Source organism: Achromobacter animicus (genome assembly GCF_902859585.1).
GTDB lineage: Bacteria > Pseudomonadota > Gammaproteobacteria > Burkholderiales > Burkholderiaceae_B > Achromobacter > Achromobacter animicus.
Map to the genome: position 1 here is coordinate 1035475 of NZ_CADIJM010000001.1, position 18674 is coordinate 1054148.

The 18674-nt window shown below is 65.2% G+C and carries 18 protein-coding genes and 1 pseudogene; 14 read left to right on the top strand and 5 right to left on the bottom strand.

Annotated features, from left to right (window positions below; genetic code table 11):
- Positions 1-767: 767 nt before the first annotated feature.
- From map to HV681_RS04745, 5 genes are all read left to right on the top strand, one after another.
- Positions 768-1589: a type I methionyl aminopeptidase gene (gene map / locus HV681_RS04725; protein WP_175121933.1), complete on the top strand. Its 822-nt coding sequence runs from the start codon at positions 768-770 to the stop codon at positions 1587-1589.
- Positions 1590-1604: 15 nt separating this feature from the next.
- Positions 1605-4211 (top strand): [protein-PII] uridylyltransferase, encoded by a 2607-nt coding sequence (locus HV681_RS04730; RefSeq protein ID WP_175121934.1) that lies wholly within the window; start codon positions 1605-1607, stop codon positions 4209-4211.
- A 68-nt stretch (positions 4212-4279) separates the two neighbouring features.
- Positions 4280-4993 carry a MarC family protein gene (locus tag HV681_RS04735; RefSeq protein ID WP_056570280.1) on the top strand — a complete coding sequence of 238 codons (714 nt, stop codon included), beginning with the start codon at positions 4280-4282 and terminating at the stop codon, positions 4991-4993.
- 49 nt (positions 4994-5042) lie between these two features.
- Positions 5043-5525 carry a disulfide bond formation protein B gene (locus HV681_RS04740; RefSeq protein WP_175121935.1) on the top strand — a complete coding sequence of 161 codons (483 nt, stop codon included), beginning with the start codon at positions 5043-5045 and terminating at the stop codon, positions 5523-5525.
- Positions 5526-5542: 17 nt separating this feature from the next.
- Positions 5543-6064, top strand: a complete 522-nt coding sequence (locus tag HV681_RS04745) for a M48 metallopeptidase family protein (RefSeq protein ID WP_175121936.1) — start codon at positions 5543-5545, stop codon at positions 6062-6064.
- 85 nt (positions 6065-6149) lie between these two features.
- On the opposite strand, the gene purF is transcribed toward HV681_RS04745, so the two are convergent.
- The 4 genes from purF to folC all read right to left on the bottom strand — a co-directional run bounded on the left by purF (position 6150) and on the right by folC (position 10403).
- The gene (gene purF / locus HV681_RS04750) at positions 6150-7670 is read right to left on the bottom strand and encodes an amidophosphoribosyltransferase (RefSeq protein ID WP_175121937.1); all 1521 of its coding nucleotides are present in this window, start codon (positions 7668-7670) and stop codon (positions 6150-6152) included.
- A 30-nt stretch (positions 7671-7700) separates the two neighbouring features.
- Entirely contained in the window at positions 7701-8189 is a 489-nt protein-coding gene (locus HV681_RS04755) for a CvpA family protein (RefSeq protein WP_175121938.1), read from the bottom strand.
- Positions 8189-9019 (bottom strand): SPOR domain-containing protein, encoded by an 831-nt coding sequence (locus HV681_RS04760; protein WP_175121939.1) that lies wholly within the window; start codon positions 9017-9019, stop codon positions 8189-8191. The genes HV681_RS04755 and HV681_RS04760 overlap by 1 nt, the downstream gene beginning before the upstream one ends.
- 73 nt (positions 9020-9092) lie before the next feature.
- Positions 9093-10403 (bottom strand): bifunctional tetrahydrofolate synthase/dihydrofolate synthase, encoded by a 1311-nt coding sequence (folC, locus tag HV681_RS04765; protein ID WP_175121940.1) that lies wholly within the window; start codon positions 10401-10403, stop codon positions 9093-9095.
- Between the two features lie 166 nt (positions 10404-10569).
- On the opposite strand from folC, the gene HV681_RS04770 reads away from it, so the two are divergent.
- From HV681_RS04770 to HV681_RS04785, 4 genes are all read left to right on the top strand, one after another.
- Positions 10570-10986 carry a cupin domain-containing protein gene (locus HV681_RS04770; RefSeq protein ID WP_175121941.1) on the top strand — a complete coding sequence of 139 codons (417 nt, stop codon included), beginning with the start codon at positions 10570-10572 and terminating at the stop codon, positions 10984-10986.
- Positions 10987-11053: 67 nt separating this feature from the next.
- On the top strand, positions 11054-12025 hold the full coding sequence (locus HV681_RS04775; protein WP_175121942.1) for a Bug family tripartite tricarboxylate transporter substrate binding protein: 972 nt from the start codon (positions 11054-11056) through the stop codon (positions 12023-12025).
- A complete protein-coding gene (locus HV681_RS04780; protein ID WP_175121943.1) occupies positions 12022-13263 on the top strand; it encodes a CaiB/BaiF CoA transferase family protein in 1242 nt (413 codons plus the stop codon). The genes HV681_RS04775 and HV681_RS04780 overlap by 4 nt, the downstream gene beginning before the upstream one ends.
- Positions 13253-14419: an acyl-CoA dehydrogenase family protein gene (locus HV681_RS04785; RefSeq protein ID WP_175121944.1), complete on the top strand. Its 1167-nt coding sequence runs from the start codon at positions 13253-13255 to the stop codon at positions 14417-14419. Before HV681_RS04780 ends, HV681_RS04785 begins: the two co-directional genes overlap by 11 nt.
- Positions 14420-14440: 21 nt before the next feature.
- Here HV681_RS04785 and HV681_RS04790 read toward each other — a convergent pair whose 3' ends face one another.
- Positions 14441-15178, bottom strand: a complete 738-nt coding sequence (locus tag HV681_RS04790; protein ID WP_175121945.1) for an IclR family transcriptional regulator — start codon at positions 15176-15178, stop codon at positions 14441-14443.
- Between the two features lie 139 nt (positions 15179-15317).
- Here HV681_RS04790 and HV681_RS04795 point away from each other — a divergent pair, with 139 nt between their 5' ends.
- The 5 genes and pseudogenes from HV681_RS04795 to HV681_RS04815 form a co-directional block, all read left to right on the top strand.
- Positions 15318-15695: a flagellar protein FlaG gene (locus HV681_RS04795; protein ID WP_175121946.1), complete on the top strand. Its 378-nt coding sequence runs from the start codon at positions 15318-15320 to the stop codon at positions 15693-15695.
- A gap of 143 nt (positions 15696-15838) precedes the next feature.
- Positions 15839-17233 (top strand): flagellar filament capping protein FliD, encoded by a 1395-nt coding sequence (fliD, locus tag HV681_RS04800; protein ID WP_175121947.1) that lies wholly within the window; start codon positions 15839-15841, stop codon positions 17231-17233.
- 20 nt (positions 17234-17253) lie between these two features.
- Positions 17254-17682, top strand: a complete 429-nt coding sequence (gene fliS / locus HV681_RS04805) for a flagellar export chaperone FliS (protein ID WP_175121948.1) — start codon at positions 17254-17256, stop codon at positions 17680-17682.
- Between the two features lie 47 nt (positions 17683-17729).
- Positions 17730-18080, top strand: coding sequence for a flagellar protein FliT (locus HV681_RS04810; protein WP_175121949.1), 351 nt, complete (start codon positions 17730-17732; stop codon positions 18078-18080).
- Positions 18077-18674 (top strand): annotated as a pseudogene (locus HV681_RS04815) (flagellar hook-length control protein FliK); the annotation flags it as partial. The gene HV681_RS04810 and the pseudogene HV681_RS04815, both read left to right, overlap by 4 nt.

Genomic DNA, 18674 nt, shown 5'->3' on the forward strand with positions numbered 1-18674 from the left:
AACGACTTCTACTACGCTGCCGCGATAAACCCAGACGGCCGCCACACGACAAGAGACTTGCATTGCGTCTGTCCGACACTCCAGGAGTTTCCTGGAAGTTTCTTCGAGACGCACCCGGAGTTGTTTTGTTGGCGGCGAAATCCAGTTCTTCGCAAACGTGGCCGCTAGGCCCGCCCGCGCATCAGGCCGCTGTGGCAGTTCTTAAGGACCCCTTTCAGGATGCGCTTTTCAGCACACGCTTTTCAGCACACGCTTCTAAGCACGATTCCAAGAACTTAATCCAGCGCCCATACCGAACCTGCATCGCCGCTCGAAAACACTTCCGGGCTTGCAAGCACACCGCGCCCAGCCAGTGTCGGCATCCATGCCCCAAGCGCCATGCCAAAAGCTTCATGCCCTAAGCGCATCCAGCCGGATCTCCGTTTGTCGCCCACTTTTTCCTCAACACCAGCAGCCTGCCCGAATTCGCTCCACAACCTTCGCTTGCGGTGAAACTTCAGGGCTTGCCGCGGTATCTCAAGAAAGAACCGCGCGAAACCAGACTTCCTGCCGGGTGTGCACTAGAACCTCTGCTCTAGACCTGTGCTTTGGACCCAAAGGCCAGCACCCGCCGGGTTTGGCTGGGAGCCCGGATGTTCCCACCCTGACGGATGTTCTTGTCCTGACTCTTCTTGCCGGTAACCCGATTGCTCCCCAAATTTTTAGGGAAGCCTATAATTCTACTATTCTTTCAAGCAGACATTCAAGCGACTCGTCGCAAGCATTCCATGGGCACAATCACCAATCCGGCCGACCTGGCCAAGATGCGCGCCGCCTGCCAGGACGCCGCCAAAGTTCTCGATTTCATCACCCCGCACGTCAAGCCGGGGGTCACCACGGGCGAACTCGACCGCCTGTGCCTGGAATACCTGACCGACGAGCTCAAGGTGAAGTCCGCCACGGTCGGCTATGCGCCCCCGGGCTACCCGCCCTTCCCCGGCGCCATCTGTACCTCGGTCAACCATCAGGTGTGTCACGGCATCCCGGGCGACAAGGTCCTGAAAAACGGGGACTCATTGAATATCGACGTCACCATCATCAAGGATGGCTGGTTTGGCGACACGAGCCGGATGTACGCAGTGGGCGAACAGTCCATCCTGTCCCGGCGCCTGTCAGACATCACGTTCGAGTGCATGTGGAAAGGCATCCAGCAGGTCAAGAACGGCGCCACGCTGGGCGACATCGGCAATGCGATCCAGAAGCACGCCGAATCGAACGGCTTCTCGGTGGTGCGTGAATTCTGCGGCCACGGCATCGGCGAACGCTTCCATGAAGACCCGCAGGTGCTGCACTACGGCAAGCCCGGCACGGGCGTGAAGCTGGTGACCGGCATGCTGTTCACCATCGAGCCCATGATCAACGCCGGACGCCGCGAGATCCGCCAACTGGCCGACGGCTGGACCGTCGTCACCCGCGACCACAGCCTGTCCGCGCAATGGGAACACGCCGTCTGCGTGACGGAAACCGGCTACGAGGTCCTGACCCTCTCGCCCGGCATGCCCCAGCCGCCCGCGTTCATCACCGAACCCATCGTCATCCCCGCCGTCTGAAGCCCGCAGCCACCCATGACCGCCGAAATCCTTACCAAGCTGCGCGAACGCATCCAGGAATCCCGGCGGGCCGCGGTGGCCCAGTTCCGGGAACACGAACGGCCGGACATCCTGCTGACCGAATTGCGACGCATCGTGGATGCCGCCCTGCGGGATCTGGTCAAACATTGTCCGCTGCCGATCGGCGCCACGCTGGCTGCCGTAGGCGGTTATGGCCGTGGCGAGCTCTACCCCCATTCCGACGTCGACCTGCTGATCCTGCTGCCCCACGCCCCGACGCCGGACGAAGAAAGCGCGATCGAAAAACTGGTGGCTTCGCTGTGGGATCTGGGACTGGAGCCCGGCCACAGCGTGCGCACCATCGAGGATTGCGAGCGCGAGGCGGACGCGGACATCACCGTGGAAACCGCGCTGCTGGAATCCCGCTGGCTGGCCGGCAGCCGCGTGCTGATGCGCAAATTCGATGCCGCGACCAAGTCCCGGCTTGATCCGCAGGCGTTTTTTCTGGCCAAGCGCGTCGAAATGCAGCAGCGCCATGCGCGCTACCACGACACCCCGTACGCGCTGGAGCCCAATTGCAAGGAATCGCCGGGCGGCTTGCGCGATCTGCAAGTCATTCTATGGATGGCGCGCGCTGCCGGTTTCGGCAATAACTGGCGCTCGGTGGCGCAGGCGGGGCTGCTGACCTCGTCCGAGGCGCGCGACCTGCGCAAGGCCGAGCAGGCTTTCAAGCGCCTGCGCATTGAACTGCATCTGCTGGCCAACCGTCGCGAAGACCGGGTGCTGTTCGATCTGCAGCCTGCGCTAGCCGAGGTCTACGGCATCCACGCCACCGCCACGCGACGGGGCAGCGAACTGCTGATGCAGCGCTACTACTGGGCGGCGCGGCTCGTGACGCAGCTGAACGGCATCCTGGTGCAGAACATCGAGGAACGGCTGTTCCCGCGCCCCGACAGCGACGCGCGCGACATCGATGACGATTTCCGCAACCTGCGCGACCGCCTGGACATCATTCGGGACGACGGCTTCGAGCGCAATCCCACGCTGCTGCTGCGCGCCTTCCTGGTGATGCAGCAGCACCCCGAGCTGACCGGCATGTCGGCGCGCACGCTGCGCGCCATCTGGCATTCTCGTCACCGCATCGACGCGCAGTTCCGCCGCAACCCGGTCAACCGCAAGCTGTTCCTGCAGATCCTCCAGCAGCCGCGCGGCATCGTGCACGAACTGCGGCGCATGACCATGCTGAACATCCTGCCGCGTTATTTGCCGGTATTCCGCCGCATCGTGGGCCAGATGCAGCACGACCTTTTCCATGCCTATACGGTGGACCAGCACACGCTGGCGGTGGTGCGTAATCTGCGGCGATTCACCATGCCCGAGCACGCGCAGGAATATCCGCTGGCCAGCCAGTTGATCGCCGGGCTGGACCGGCACTGGCTGCTGTACGTGGCGGCGCTGTTTCACGACATCGCCAAGGGCCGCGGCGGCGATCATTCCGAACTGGGTGCGCGCGAAGTGCGCAAGTTCGCAGCGGATCACGGCATGGACCCGGAAGACGCGAAACTGGTCGAGTTTTTGGTGCGTCAGCATCTGCTGATGTCGGCGGTGGCGCAAAAGCGCGATCTGTCCGATCCGGACGTCGTGCAGGAATTCGCCGCCACGGTGAAGGACGAGCGCCATCTGACCGCGCTGTATCTGCTGACGGTGGCGGACATTCGCGGCACCAGCCCCAAGGTCTGGAACGCCTGGAAGGGCAAGCTGCTGGAAGACCTGTACAAGCTGACGCTGGCGGCGCTGGGCGGCGCCCATGCCGACGCGCACACCGTGCTGGCCGAGCGCAAGGAAGAAGCAGCGCGGCTGACCCGGCTGGCGGGCCTGCGCGACGACGCGCGCGAGGCGTTCTGGAATCAGCTCGACGTGGCGTACTTCCTGCGCCATGACGCGTCCGACATCGCCTGGCACACGCGCCACCTGTATCACCAGGTCGCGCCGGCCAAAGCCGTGGTCAAGGCGCGCCCCACCGAGCAGGGCGAAGGCCTGCAGATCATGGTCTACACGCGCGACGCCCCCGACCTGTTTGTCGCCATTTGCGGTTATTTCGACGCCAAGTCGCTGTCCATTCAGGACGCGCGCATCCACACGACCCGCCATGGCTGGGCGCTGGACAGCTTCATCGTTCTGCTGCCGGAGGGCGCGAGCGACCTGCGGGCACAGGCCACGCTGGTCGAACACGAGCTTGCCGAACGCCTGAAGGATCCGCAGGCGGCCGCGCAGGCCCAGCCCGGCCGCGGCGGTTGGTACGGTCGTGGCCGGCAGTCCCGCGTGTCTCGCGTGTTTCCGGTCATGCCCCAGGCCGAACTGCAGCCGGACGAGCGCAGCACGTCATGGCGCCTGTCCGTCACGGCGACCGACCGCCCCGGGCTGCTGCACGCCCTGGCGCGCGTCTTTGCGCGTCACGAGATCAACCTGCTCATGGCCAAGATCATGACGCTGGGCGACCGCGTGGAAGACGTGTTCATTGTGGATGGATCCGCACTGGCGCGCCCCCGCAGCCAGATGCAGTTCGAACGCGACATCCTTGACGCGCTGTCGGGCGACGAGGCCCAGCAGCGCGCTGCCTGACCCGGCATCGCCAGACCCGGCCCGGACCGCATACAATCCGGGTTTTCGGCCAGGCGATGCTTGCTCACATGCAGCTCAACGACTATCTGCGCATTTTCGGTGGCAGCTTTTTCTTCGCGCTGGCCACCCTGCTGCCGTTCCTGAATCCGCCTGCGATCGCCCCCATCTTTCTTTCGCTGACCGAGGGCGCGTCCTCGGCCACGCGGGTGGTACTGGCCAAGCGGGTCGCGATCAATGTGTGCCTGATGCTGATCGTGGCCATGGTGGCGGGCAACGTGCTCCTCAGTTTTTTCGGCATCTCGCTGTCCATCGTGCGCGTGGGCGGGGGCATGCTGGTGATCGCCAGCGCCTGGCGGCTGGTGAACTCGCCGGATGCCGACACCGAGCGGGTGGCGCGCATGGCAGAATCGTTCACGCCCGAGATGGCGAAGGCGCGCGCGTTCTATCCGCTGACCTTCCCCATCAGTTGCGGCCCCGGCTCCATCGCGGCCGCCATCACGGTGGGCGTCTCGCTGCGGGACACGAACCACGCATGGAGCCTGGTGCGGCTGGCGGGGTCCATTCCCGGCATCATCGTCGTGTCCCTGACGCTTTACGTCTGCCTGCGCTTTGCGGCGCAGATGCTGCATCGCCTGGGCGATAACGGCACGGCGGTCTTCATGCGGTTATCGGCCTTCATCATGCTGTGCCTGGGGGTGCAGATTTTCTGGGAAGGCGCGCGGGAACTGCTCCTGAGCGTGCTGACGCAGGTGATGCAACCAATTCCCGTCCCGAAGGCCTAAGCAAGTCCGGCCGCCGCGCCGGCTTCGTCCAACTCATTCCAACGCAACAATGACCTCTCGCTCAGAACGCCTGCTCCGCCTGATCGCCCTCTTCTCCTTCGGCGCGGTGGGCATCGCCCTCGTTTCCCAGCACGTCTTCGACATGCCGCCCTGCGCCTGGTGCGTGATGCAGCGCCTGATCTATCTCGTGATCGGCGTCGTCGCGCTGATCGGCGGCTTTGGCGGCGGACGCGCGCTGACGCGCATTTGCGGCTTTCTTGCTGCCCTCTTGTCGCTGTCCGGAATCGTAGCCGCCTGGTATCAGTACAGCGTTGCCGCCAACATGCTGTCGTGCGACCAGACGTTTGCCGACCGCTTCATGACCGGCATCGGGCTGGAAAGCGCCATTCCGCCGCTGTTCGGCATCTATGCCACCTGCATGGACGCCAAGGTGCCGGTGCTGGGCGTCGAGTACGCCCTGTGGAGCCTGGCGCTATTCGTGATCCTGTTCTTCATGGCCCTGCCGGTGGTGTTCCGGCGCGGCCACGCCTGAGCCGGCCGCTTCGATCCGTGCAGACGCTGAAATACCTGACCGGCTACCCGGAACCGCTGCTGGCGCAAGCGCAAAAGCTGCTGGACCAGGACAAGCTGGGCGCGGCCCTGCTTGCCCGGTACCCGGGTGGCGCGCATGAAGTGCGCACCGACAAGGCGCTGTACCAGTACGTGACGGACCTGAAGAACGCCTACATGCGCAACGGCGACCAGATCAACAAGGTGGCTTTCGACAGCAAGATCCACGTGATCCAGCATGCGCTGGGCCAGCACACCTATATCTCGCGCGTGCAGGGCGGCAAGCTGAAGGCCAAGCACGAGATCCGGGTGGCGACGCTGTTCAAGAACGTGCCCGCGGAATTCCTGAAGATGATCACCGTGCACGAACTGGCTCACCTGAAGGAAAAGGACCACAACAAGGCGTTCTACAACATGTGCCTGCGCATGGAGCCGCATTACCATCAGTACGAGTTCGACCTGCGGCTGTACCTCACGCATCTTGAGGCCACGCGCACGCCGCTATGGGAAGCGCAGGGCTAGCCATTGCCTGCGGCGCGGCCCCGCCGACGAAAAAAATGCCGTCCCGAGGGACGGCATTTTTGTCTGCGCGAAACGCCGGGAGAAATCAGGCGTCGTCGGACGTGTAGCCCATGTTGAAGCGCAGACCGCCCGCGTCTTCGTCCTTGCCGGGCTCGGAGCGCGACTGCCCCAGGCGGGCCAGGTACTCGGGCGTGATGTCGCCGGTGATGTACTGGCCGTCGAAGCACGAGGCCTCGAAGCGCGTCAGCTTGGGGTTGATGTCGCGGACCGCCTGCTGCATATCGTGCAGGTCCTGGTAGACCAGGCTGTCGGCGCCGATCGCGCGGGCGATTTCCTCGTCCGTACGGCCGGTGGCGATCAGTTCGCTTTGCGTGGGCATGTCGATGCCGTACACGTTGGGGAAGCGCACCGGAGGCGCGGCCGAGGCGAAGTACACCTTGTTGGCGCCGGCTGCGCGGGCCATGTCGACGATTTCGCGGCTGGTCGTGCCGCGCACGATGGAGTCGTCGACCAGCAGCACGTTCTTGCCCTTGAATTCCATGCCGATGGCATTGAGCTTCTGGCGCACCGACTTACGGCGCACGGCCTGCCCCGGCATGATGAACGTACGGCCCACGTAGCGGTTCTTGATGAGCCCTTCGCGATAGTCCAGGTTCAGACGCGCGGCCAGCTGCATGGCGGCCGGGCGCGAGGAATCGGGAATCGGCATGACGACGTCGATGTCGCCCAGGCGCATGTTGCGCGCAACCTTGTCGGCCAGGTATTCACCCATGCGCAGACGCGCGTCGTACACCGACACGCCGTCGATCATCGAATCGGGGCGGGCGAAGTAGACGTACTCGAAAATGCACGGCACGAGCTGGGGGTTGTCGGCGCACTGGCGGGCGACCATGCGGCCGTCCAGGTCGATGAACACGGCTTCGCCGGGCTCGACATCGCGCACGAAGGTGAAACCGCTGCCTTCGAGGGCCACGGATTCCGAGGCCGCCATCCATTCCACGCCTTCTTCGGTCTCCTGGCGGCCGATGCACAGCGGGCGGATGCCGTTGGGATCGCGGAAGGCGAGCAGGCCGTAACCGGAAATCTGGGCCACGACGGCATAGGCGCCGCGCACGCGCTTGTGCAGGGCGGCAACCGCGCGGAACATCGCGTCATCGTCCAGCGACACGCCGTTGGCGGCCGATTGCAGCTCGTGCGCCAGCACGTTCAGGAGGACTTCGGAATCGGAGTTCGTGTTGATGTGGCGGCGGTCGACGCGATAGAGCGATTCACGCAGTTCGCGCCAGTTGGTCAGGTTGCCGTTGTGGGACAACATGATGCCGAACGGGGCGTTGACGTAGAAAGGCTGGGCCTCTTCTTCGCTGGCGCTGGAGCCGGCGGTGGGGTAGCGGACCTGGCCGACGCCGGACGTGCCGGGCAGCGCGCGCATGTTGCGCGTGCGGAACACGTCGCGCACCAGGCCGTGCGCCTTGTACATATTGAACTGGTTGCCTTGCGACGTCGCAATGCCCGCGGCGTCCTGCCCGCGATGCTGCAACAGCAGCAAGCTGTCATAGAGCAGCTGGTTGACCGGCCCGCGCCCGATGACCCCTACGATTCCACACATGGTGAGATTTCCTGGTTGATTTGAAGCTAATCAGTACGGCAGCCACGTCGCCAGGGTTGGCGGCAGCCACGTCTTGATATGTTTGATGGCCTCGATGGCCGAATGCGAAAACATGGCGTCCTGCCACCATGGCTCTTGCGGCAGCGGCGTATACCCTGCGGCGGCGACCAGCGCCAGCACAATCAATAGACCACGGGCCAGCCCGAACATTCCGCCCAGGCCGTGATCGGCCGGGCTGAGTCCGGTGCTGCGGATCAGGGCGGCAAGCGTCATATTGACCAACCCCACGCCGAGCAACACGAGAATGAACACCGCCGCGTAGGAGACTCCCATGCGCAGCAGCGTCGTTTCAATATAGGGCTCCAGCCAGGTATAGACCGTGGGACCCCACCAGATCGCGGCCACGAAGGCCAGCAGATAGGCGACCAGCGACAGCACCTCTTTGAGCAGGCCGCGCACCAGGCCCAGCACACCCGATACCGCCAGGATGGCCAGCACGACGAAGTCGAAGCCGGTCACTATTGGGCGGCGATGAAACCATTGTCATAGCCCAGCGTGCGCAACCGCGCCTGGGCCGCCTGAGCCGCCTCGCGCGACGGGAACGGGCCCACGCGCAGACGGTACTGCTGCTTGCCATTGATGGTGGCCTGCTCGACAAATGCGTTGGTGACCCCGGCCTGATGCAGCTTGCCGCGGCGCGACTGGGCGTCTTCCGACGTGGTGTACGCGGCGATCTGCAGCACGAAGTTGCCCTTGGAAGCAGCCGGCTTGGGCGTGTCGGGCTTGGGCGCGGACGCCGGGGCGTTACGGCCTTCGAGCAGCGCCAGGGCGCGCGCGCCGTCGTCCGAGCGCGTCTCGGGCTTGGGCGGCGTCGTGGGCTTGGCCGGCTCGGGCTTGGGTTTGACCTCGGGCTTGGGCGGCGTGACCGGCGGCACGGCAGGCGTGGCCGGCTGCGTGGCGGGCGGCGTGGTGTGTGTCGTAGCAGGCGGCGTGTTGGACGCGGCGGCCACCGGCGGCACGGACGTCACGCCAGGCGGCGTGGGAACGGCGGCAGGGTCGGTGGGCGCGGAAGGCTCGGTCGGTGCGGCGGCCTGGGGTTCGGAGACCTGCGGCTGGAACGGCGTATTGCGTTCCGGCACCTTGATGGGAATGTTGTCGTCGACCGGCGTGGGCTGCGAATCGAGCACCATGGGAAGGACGATGACGGCTGCCAGCACCAGCGCTACTGCGCCCGCAAGCCTGCGACGCGCGCGGCCACGCAACTCGGCGGCCTGGACCTCGCTTGGCACGGCAGCCCGTTTGGAGGTCTGCGCCTGCTCGGCGGGATCTTTGCGTTTGAAAAAACCCATGGAAGAGAATTCCTTGCGGCGCCTTGCGGCATTGAGGCGGCGGGGCCGCCATGACGCGAATGGCCCGATTTGCCTATGCCTTGCGACCCAGAGCCTGCAAAACGGAGGCTACGGTGAGAAACGATCCGAATATCACGATTCTATCATTCTCCCCTGCCCGTTCGCGCGCTGCGGCAAAGGCCTGGGCGGGATCGGCGTAGGCCTGGATGCCGGGGGATTCGCTGCCGGCGGGCAGCGGCGGGAGCGCCGCCGCGACCTGATCCGCGAGCGCCTGACCGGCGGTGCCGCGCGGTCCCGGAAGGCCGGCGCAATACCAGTAATCGATCCGGGAGCCCATCTTGGCCACCACCCCGGCGAGGTCCTTGTCGTTCAGCATGCCGAACACCGCGTGGGTGTAGGGATGAAAGCCCATGTTGTCGAGGTTTTGCGCCAGCACGGCGGCGGCGTGCGGGTTGTGCGCGACGTCGAGGATAACCGTGGGCTGACCCGGCAGGATCTGGAAGCGGCCCGGCAGCGAGGCCTGCAACAGCCCCAATCGAACGGCCTGCTGCTGCACGGGCAGGCGATCGCGCACGGATTCCAGCGCGGCCAGCGCCGCCGAGGCGTTGAGCAGTTGGTTGGCGCCGCGCAGCGCCGGATAGGCCATCGCGCTGCGGCGCTGTTCGCGACCGCCGTAGGCCCACTGCTGGCGGTCGCCGGAATAGTTGTAGTCGCGTCCGAACAGCCACAGATCTGCACCGATGGCTTCGACGTGATCCAGCAGCGACTGCGGGGGGACGGGATCGCTGCAGATGGCCGGCCGGCCGCTGCGGTAGATGTGGGCTTTTTCGAAGCCGATTTTTTCGCGCGTGTCGCCCAGCCAGTCGGTGTGGTCCAGGTCGACGCTGGTGACGATGGAGACGTCGGCATCGACGATGTTGACGGCATCCAGGCGTCCGCCCAGGCCGACTTCCAGCACCACCGCGTCCAGCCGAGACTGCGAGAAGAGGCGCAGAATGGCCAGCGTGGTGAATTCAAAATAAGTCAGCGAAACATCGCCGCGCGCGGCTTCGACGGCCTGGAACTGCGTGATGAGGTCCTGGTCGGAGGCGATCTGGCCGTTGACGCGGGCACGCTCGTTGAAGTCGATGAGGTGCGGCGAGGTGTACAGGCCCACCTTGTAGCCAGCCGCAAGCAGGATGGCCTCGAGCATGGCACAGGTGGAACCCTTGCCGTTGGTGCCGCCGACCACGAATTTGATGCCGGGCAGCGTCAGTTGCATGCGGTCCGCGACCTGGCGCACCCGGTCCAGCCCCATGTCGATCGCCGTGGCGTGGATGGACTCCAGGTACTGCAGCCAATCGGACAGGTTGGCGGCGGCGTCAGGCGTGCGGACAGAAGACATGAGGCGGGTTCGCGAAAGGAAATCAGCCTGCGATTTTAGCAGTGTGCGCCCGGTGTTTTCCCTAATCCCCTAGGGCGCGGCACGGTATCCGCCGGCAAAAAGTGCTTGCCCATGTTTTTTTCATACGTAAAAATAAATTCATGTATGGAAAATAAAAGGAAGAGACATGACGCAGCGTTCGACTCCCAAATGGCTGGTGCGTGAAGCCGACGTACCGGGCTACAGCCCCGCCAATCACACCGGCACCCTCAACCGCCGGTTGATCAGCCCGGAGACCGTCGGCGCCCGCGGCGTGGAAGTGTTGTTGGGGGTGATCGAAAAGGGCAAAGGCGCCCTGCCGCACGCGCATCCCGGCATCGAACAGGTCTGTTACCTGATTTCGGGCACCGCCCGCGCGCAGGTGCAGGACGAATGGGCCGACATGGGCCCCGGCGACTGCTGTTACTTCCCCCCGGACATCCCCCACGTCTTCACGGTGACGAGCGACGAACCGGCCCGGTTGCTGGTGATCTACACGCCCCCGTACGAAGAATCCCCCGATCGCGTGATCCGCGACTTTCCGGCGCCACCCTCAGCCGCTTGACGCGGCGTTTGCGCAGGCAGCGGCCGCGAGAGCCGCGCCTCATTACATAAATACAGGAGACACACCCATGCAATCCCTACGCCTGCTGGGCGCCGCGCTGGTCAGCGGCGCCGCATTGATGGCGGCTGGCCCCGCCCATGCCGCCGATTACCCCAACAAACCCATCACCCTGGTGGTGCCCTTCCCCGCCGGATCGGGCACGGACGCTGTGGGACGGATCTTCGGCGCCGAGTTGTCGACCCTGCTGGGTCAGCAGGTCGTGGTGGAGAACAAGCCGGGCGCCAATGCGACGATCGCGGCCAACTACGTGGCCCGCGCCAAACCGGACGGCTATACGCTTTTCGTCACCACCAACACCTCCCATTCGGCCGCTCCCTGGCTGATGAAAAACGTGCCGTATGACCCGGTCAAGGACTTCACCCCGATTGCGCGCGGCGGCAACCTGCCCTTCATCCTGGTCGTGAATCCCAAGCGCCCCTGGAAGACGGTGGGCGACCTGGTGGCCGACGCCAAGAAGAATCCTGGCCGAATCACCTACGCCAGCGGCAACAGCACCGGCATCGTCGCGGGCGCCACGCTGGCCAACCGCGCCAAGATCGACATCCTGCATGTGCCCTACAAAGGCACGCCGCAGAGCCTGACCGACGTGGTCGGCGGACAGGTGGACTTCATGTTCACGGACCTGACCTCTGGCCTGCCCTTCGTGCAATCGGGCCAGTTGCGCGCGCTGGCCGTCTCCACCGCCGAGCGCAGCGCCATCGTGCCCGACCTGCCTTCGATGGCCGAAGCGGGCGTGCCGGACTTCGACCTGAACTCCTGGAACGGCTACTTCGGCCCCGCAGGCATGCCGCCCGAGATCGTGGCCAAGCTGAATGCGGCCATCAACCAGATCGTGGCAAAGCCCGACGTGAAAAAGCGCCTGGCGGGACTGGGGTTTGACGCCTTCTCGAGCACGCCCGAAGCCTTCGCGCGGTTTGTCGGCGAACAGCGCGACCTGTGGGGCAAGCTGATCCGTGACGCGGGGATCGAGCAGCAATGATCGACCAGCCCCTGCCTGAAACGCCGGTTGCCGGGCCGCTGGCCGGCGTGCGCATCCTGGATCTGAGCTCGGTGGTGATGGGGCCGTACGCAACCCAGGTCCTGGCGGACCTGGGCGCGGACGTCATCAAGGTGGAGTCGCCGGCGGGGGACAACATGCGGGCCGTCGGCCCCATGCGCAACCCCGGCATGGGGCATCTCTACCTGCACCTGAACCGCAACAAGCGCTCGATCGTGCTGGACTTGAAGACGCCCGAAGGCCTGGAAGCCTGCCTAAAACTGGCCGAAAGCTGCGACGCCCTGCTCTACAACATCCGCCCCCAGGCGATGGCGCGACTAGGCCTGTCGTACGAAGCGGTCACGGCGCGCAATCCGCGCATCGTCTACGTGGGCGCCTACGGCTTTGGCGAGACCGGCCCCTATGCCGGTCGCCCCGCCTATGACGACCTGATCCAGGGGCAGACCGGCATTGCCGCACTGTCTGCGCAGCAAAGCGGCGACGTGCCGCGCTACGCGCCGCTGACCCTGGCGGACCGGGCCGTCGGCCTGCACGTCGGCATTGCGCTGGTGTCCGCGGTGCTGAGCGCCCGGACGCTGGGCCGCGGACAGCCGGTGGAGATCCCCATGTTCGAGGGCATGGCGCATATGGTGCTGGGCGACCACCTGGGCGGATCGACCTTCGAGCCGCCGATGGGACCCACCGGTTACGCGCGCCTCTTGGCGCCGCATCGCCGGCCGTACGCGACGGCGGACGGCTACATCTGCCTGCTGATCTACAACGACAAGCACTGGCGCAATTTCTTTGAACTGATCGGGCGGCCGGAGCTGTCGCAGGACCCGCGTTTCAGCACCCATGGCGCCCGCGCCGCGCACATCAGCGAGGTCTATGCCTTCGTGGCCGAGGTGATCGCCACCCGTCCCAGCGACGACTGGCTGCGCGAGCTGGCGCGCGCCGACATTCCGGCCTCGCAGCTCTACACCATCGACGGCCTGATCCAGGACGAGCACCTGACCGCGACCGGCTTCATCCAGGAAATGGACCACCCCTCGGAAGGCCGCATCCGCACCACCGGGACGCTCGGCCGCTACGCCGGCACGCCGACTTCGATACGCCGCCCCGCCCCGCGGCTGGGCGAGCACAGCCGCGAGGTGCTGGCCGAAGCGGGCTATGGACAGGAACAGATCGACGCCATGCTTGCCCGTGGCATTACCCAGGACGGAAACAACGATGGACTTTGAATTCACCCCGGAACAACTGGCGTTGCGCGACGCCGTCTCCCGCATCTGCGAACGCTATCCCGACGAATACTGGCTGGAACGCGACCGCGAAGGCGGCTTTCCGGAACCGCTGCACGCCGACCTGGCGCGCGACGGCTGGCTGGGCATCGCCATGCCGCAGGAATACGGCGGCGCGGGCCTGGGCATGACCGAGGCCGCGCTGATGATGCAGACCATCGCGGCGTCAGGCGCCGGCTTCACGGGCGCCTCGGCCGTCCACATGAACATCTTCGGGCTGAATCCGGTGGTGGTGTTTGGCACCGACGAGCAGCGCGGCCGCTGGCTTGAACCGCTGATCGCCGGCCGGGAAAAGGCCTGCTTTGCGGTCACTGAGCCGGACGCCGGGCTGGACACGACCAAGCTGAGCACCCGCGCCGTACGCCAGGGCGACGAATACATCGTGCATGGCCGCAAGATCTGGATTTCGACCGCGCAGGTGGCCAGCAAGATGCTGCTGCTGGCGCGCACCACCCCGCTGTCCGAGGTGGAAAAGCCCACGCAGGGCCTGTCGCTCTTCTACACCGACCTGAACCGCGAAAAGATCGAGGTGCGGGAGATCGAGAAGATGGGCCGCAAGGCCGTGGATTCGAACATGCTGTTCATCGACGGCCTGCGGATTCCGGTCGCCGACCGCATCGGCGAGGAAGGCTGTGGCTTTGAATACATCCTGCACGGCCTGAACCCCGAGCGCATCCTGATCGCCGCCGAAGCGGTGGGGATCGGGCGCGCCGCGCTGGACCGGGCCGTCAAGTACGCGGGCGAACGCACCGTGTTCGGACGCCCCATCGGCAAGAACCAGGGCATCCAGCATCCGCTCGCCCAGGCCTGGATGCAGCTGGAGGCCGCGGACCTGATGGTGTTCAAGGCAGCCAGCCTGTACGACGCGGGCAAGCCGTGCGGCCCCGCCGCCAATTCGGCAAAGTACCTGGCGGCCGAGGCCGGCTACAACGCCTGCCAGACGGCAGTGATGACGCTGGGCGGGATGGGGTATGCCAAGGAGTACCACGTGGAGCGGCTGCTGCGCGAAAGCTTCATCCCGCGCATCGCGCCGGTCAGCCCGCAGCTCATCATGTGCTTCATCGCGGAAAAGGTGCTGGGGCTGCCCAAGTCGTATTGAGCGGACGGCGGCAGGCGCGGGTCAGGCCTGCTGCTCCAGTCCCGTGCAGGCCGCCCGCAGAATGCGGGCGTAGGTTTCCTGTTCTGGCTCGATCCGGTAGATCGGGCCGCCCACCGAAATGGCGTAGTGTTCGCCGGACAGCGTGACCGGCCAGGCAATCGCGCCCACGTCAGCGATGGACTCGCCGCTGTTCATGAACCACCCCCGCTGCCGCGCGGCGTCCAGGTCCGCCAGCAGCGCCTCGCGGGTGACGAGGGTCCGGTCGTTGTAGCGGGTCATGGGGATGTCCGCCAGCAAGGCGTCACGGGCCGGTTCGTCCAGCAGCGACAGCAGCGCCTTTCCCAGCGAATTTGCGTGAACATCCTTGAACTCGCCTGCAACAGGCGCGTATCGGATCGTATGCGGCGAATCCAGCACATCCAGATAGACAACGCGGCCATCCGGCGACAGCTTGGCAAAGACCACGGTTTCGCGGGTGGCGTCCCTTAATTCGACAAGACTGGGATAGACGCGATCCAGAACGGGATCAGCCCGGGCGATGCGCTGGGCCATGGCGAGCAGCCGGCCTGTCGGGTAATAGCCCTGGCGGCGGCCCGTTTCATAGAGGTAGCCCAGGCTGGTCAGCGTGCGGATCAGCGCCAGGCAACTGGACACGGGCACATCGAGCAACCGGGCCAATTCCGACAAGGGCAGCGCGCGTTTCTCGCGGGCGAAGGTTTCGATGATTTCGATAACTCGCAACGCCGTCTTGACACTCATTGCCCGATCCAGACTCTTAGCACGTGAACCATCCATTTGCGCAAGGCTAAAGTTCCCTGCGAGGGTGCCGTTATGGTAACTGAGAATTTCCTGAAAACAGCGCGTTCTCCGAGACGCCCCCCTCGCCGTTGGAGTGATCATGGCCGTAACCCCGTTAGCCCCCGCAGCGTTCGCGTCGTTACCGGTTTCGACCGTTATCGCCACGCCCGACCCTGCTGCCACCGCCACGCCGGCGCCCGCGACCACCGACAGCAGCGCCTCCGGCGGCGCCACGTCCGACCAGGCGAATTCGCAAAAAATGCCCCTGGATAAGGCGCTGGATGAGATCAACGAACAGATGAAGGCCTGGTCGACCCAGCTTCAGTTCGAAATCGATCCGAACGTGCACCAGGTGGTGGTGTCGGTGATCGATGCGGAGTCGGGAGACGTCCTGCGCACCATCCCCAGCGAAGCGGTGCTGAAGATCGCCAAGATGATCGTGAACATGCAAGGGAACGGTATCAAGACGTCGGCCTGATCCGGCACTTAAAACACCGTTCGCCAACATTGACGCGCGGCCCGGTGAGAGAACCGCCGAATTAGGCCCGCCTTATGCCTTTACCCGGCCAATAGCCGGGATCACATTTTTGTCAGAATTGCATCGCTAGGAAGGAATTTCACATGGCCACCATCACCAACCTCGGTTCGAATTCAGGCTTGCCCCTCGAGGACATCCTCTCGAAGCTGGAAGCCGCCGAGGAAAAGAGGCTGCAGCAGTACACCGTACGGCAGACCAGCTTCGAGACCCGCGTTACGGCGTTCGGCCAGCTCAAGAGCGCCGTGGAAGCCGTGCAGAAGGCTGCCGCCGCGCTCGGCAAGCCCGAGACGCTGGGCGCCGTGAAAGGCAGCGTGACCGGCGGCGACGCCCTGACCGCGACCGTGGCCGCCGAAGGCGCCGTGGCCGGCCAGTACACGATCAACGTGAAGAACGTTGCCACTTCCCAGACCCTGAAATCGGGTGCGGTTGCGGACCGCAAGGCGTCCAACGGCGACACGGGTTCGTTTGAGGTCGAACTGGCCAATGGCAAGAAGAAGACTGTCGACCTGAAAGGCGACACTTCGCTCAACGGCATCGTCAAAGCCATCAATGCGGACGATACCCTGGGGGTGCGTGCCACCGTCATCACCGACGGCGATGGGCCGGATGCCAAGAGCTATCTGATGCTGTCCGCGAAAGACACCGGCGTCCAGGCTTCCGTGAAGTCCATTACCGTGACGGGTGACGACAAGCTCAAGAACATCCTTAGCTATAGCAGCACCGATGCAACCAATAGCAAATTGACGGCCACCGACGCCGTCGATGCCGAAATCGACATCAACGGCATCCCGATCAAGAGCGGCACGAACAACATTTCGACCGCCATTGACGGTGTGACGCTCAATCTGTCGTCCAAGACTGAAGAGAACAAGCCGATCACGCTAAAGCTGGAAAGCGACCCCTCGGTGGCCAGCAAGGCCATCCAGAGCTTCGTCACCGCCTACAACACGCTGCAGACGACGATCAAGAATCTGACGGCCTTCGACGCCGCCGCCGCCACCAATCAGCCGCTGACCGGCGACGGCACGACGCGCGCCATCCAGTCGTCCCTGGCGGGTGCGCTGCAGGTGCTGTCGGGCGAAGGCTCTCTGCGTTCGCTGGCCGACCTGGGCATCACGACCAACCCGCAGACGCGCCAGCTCACGCTGGACCAGACCAAGCTGGACAAGGCACTGTCCACGAACGGCGCCGACGTCTCGCGCTTGCTGACCGGCACGAACGGCCTGGCCGCCAATTTCGAAAAGGCCACGAAGGACATCCTGAGCGACACCGGTTCGATCAAGACCAAGACCGACGGCCTGGCCAAATCGATCGCCACCGTGAAAGACCAGTACACGCGCGCCAAGGCAGCCGGTGAAGCCCAGCTCGAGCTGATGCGCGCCCAGTTCGTCCAATTGGACAAATTCGTTGCGCAGCAATCGGTCACGGCCAACTATCTGACGCAGCAATTCGCGGCCATGAACAAGTCGTCGAAGTGATAACCGAGAAGATGCATTAAATGACGTACGCCGCGCGCCGCCCCACAGGCTCATACTCTGCCCGCTCCTACGCCGATATCGGCCTGGAGACCCAAGTGATGAGCGCCACGCCGGAAAGGCTGATCACCCTGCTTTACCAGGGTGCGCGCGCGGCAATCGGACAAGCGCGCCTGCACATGCAGGAAGGTCGCGTCGCCGAACGCGGGACAGCTATCACCAAGGCAATCAAGATCGTCGACGAGGGCCTGAAGATGGGCCTGAACATGGAAGCCGGCGGCGACATCGCCGCCAACCTGAGCCGGTTGTACGACTACATCGTCCGCACGCTGCTCATGGCAAACCTTAAAGCGGACGTCGAGCAGCTCGACATCGCAGACCGCCTGCTGGCGGACCTTTCCGACGCCTGGCAGACCTCCATCGATCGGCCTGCCCCGGACGCAACGCTTTGATGGCCCCCACAACGACTATTGCCAGCCATCGCTCGCCCGAGATTTCTATGACGTCGCTCACCCAGTACTCCGCCATCCTGGAACAGTATCAGGAGATCGCCCAATCAACGGGCGAGATGTTGACGGCCGCCCAGGCCGGCGACTGGGACACCGCGCTTGTGCACGGTCAGCTCTACTGTGAACAGGTCGAACGCCTGCGGCATGCCGAGCCGTCCAGTCCGCTGGACGAGGCCGGCCGCAGCATGAAATACGACCTGCTTGTGCGCATTCTTGAAAACGATGCCATGACGCGTGATCTGGCGCTGCCCCAGTTGGCGCGGCTGGGCGAACTGCTGGGACGCATGAAGCGCCAGCAGACCCTGCTGTCGGCTTACGGCAACCAGGCGTCTGACCAATGAGCATCGGTCCCGCCGCGCTTGGCAACGTCCTGGTGCAGCGGTTGGACGCCGTGCTGGGCACGACGATGTCCGCCGCGAACGCCAACCAGATTTCCGGCGCGCGGCCGGACGCGGTCAGCCAGCCTGGCAGCCCGGAGAAGGCCGGGCCGTCGGACGGCTCCGCGCGCGATACCCGGCAAGGCATACAGACTGGCGGCGCCCGAGGCGACCGCCAGAATACTGTTGTCGACCCCAAAACCGCCGCCGCGCTGGCGCTGGCCGCGCGCGGGCTGGTCACCAGCAGCGACACCACGGCCTCGGCGCCGACCACGTTGGGCACGACCGCACGCACCATCCTTGCCCTGCTCGCGCAGTACCCCGAAGCGGCCCCGGCCGTGCAAGGGCGCGCGCCGCTGTGGAGCGCCGACGCGCAGGGCGGACAGCAGGCGGGCGGTGCAGCCCCCGGCGGCCAACCCGCCCCGGCCCAATCGGGTCAGCCCGCGCAGGCAGGTCAGCCCGGCCAGCCCGCCGCGGCGACGACCACCCCGCTTCCGGCTTCGACCGCCCTGCCGGCTGGCGCCCCTGCCGCCGCGCCGTCGGCCACCGCAGCCGCCG

Bases quoted from the DNA above. Each gene is read 5' to 3' on its own strand.
- map (WP_175121933.1), top strand. From the start codon at position 768: ATGGGCACAATCACCAATCCGGCCGACCTGGCCAAGATGCGCGCCGCC.
- HV681_RS04730 (WP_175121934.1), top strand. From the start codon at position 1,605: ATGACCGCCGAAATCCTTACCAAGCTGCGCGAACGCATCCAGGAATCC.
- HV681_RS04735 (WP_056570280.1), top strand. From the start codon at position 4,280: ATGCAGCTCAACGACTATCTGCGCATTTTCGGTGGCAGCTTTTTCTTC.
- HV681_RS04740 (WP_175121935.1), top strand. From the start codon at position 5,043: ATGACCTCTCGCTCAGAACGCCTGCTCCGCCTGATCGCCCTCTTCTCC.
- purF (WP_175121937.1), bottom strand. From the start codon at position 7,670: ATGTGTGGAATCGTAGGGGTCATCGGGCGCGGGCCGGTCAACCAGCTG.
- HV681_RS04760 (WP_175121939.1), bottom strand. From the start codon at position 9,019: ATGGGTTTTTTCAAACGCAAAGATCCCGCCGAGCAGGCGCAGACCTCC.
- folC (WP_175121940.1), bottom strand. From the start codon at position 10,403: ATGTCTTCTGTCCGCACGCCTGACGCCGCCGCCAACCTGTCCGATTGG.
- HV681_RS04770 (WP_175121941.1), top strand. From the start codon at position 10,570: ATGACGCAGCGTTCGACTCCCAAATGGCTGGTGCGTGAAGCCGACGTA.
- HV681_RS04775 (WP_175121942.1), top strand. From the start codon at position 11,054: ATGCAATCCCTACGCCTGCTGGGCGCCGCGCTGGTCAGCGGCGCCGCA.
- HV681_RS04780 (WP_175121943.1), top strand. From the start codon at position 12,022: ATGATCGACCAGCCCCTGCCTGAAACGCCGGTTGCCGGGCCGCTGGCC.
- HV681_RS04785 (WP_175121944.1), top strand. From the start codon at position 13,253: ATGGACTTTGAATTCACCCCGGAACAACTGGCGTTGCGCGACGCCGTC.
- HV681_RS04790 (WP_175121945.1), bottom strand. From the start codon at position 15,178: ATGAGTGTCAAGACGGCGTTGCGAGTTATCGAAATCATCGAAACCTTC.
- HV681_RS04795 (WP_175121946.1), top strand. From the start codon at position 15,318: ATGGCCGTAACCCCGTTAGCCCCCGCAGCGTTCGCGTCGTTACCGGTT.
- fliD (WP_175121947.1), top strand. From the start codon at position 15,839: ATGGCCACCATCACCAACCTCGGTTCGAATTCAGGCTTGCCCCTCGAG.
- fliS (WP_175121948.1), top strand. From the start codon at position 17,254: ATGACGTACGCCGCGCGCCGCCCCACAGGCTCATACTCTGCCCGCTCC.
- HV681_RS04810 (WP_175121949.1), top strand. From the start codon at position 17,730: ATGACGTCGCTCACCCAGTACTCCGCCATCCTGGAACAGTATCAGGAG.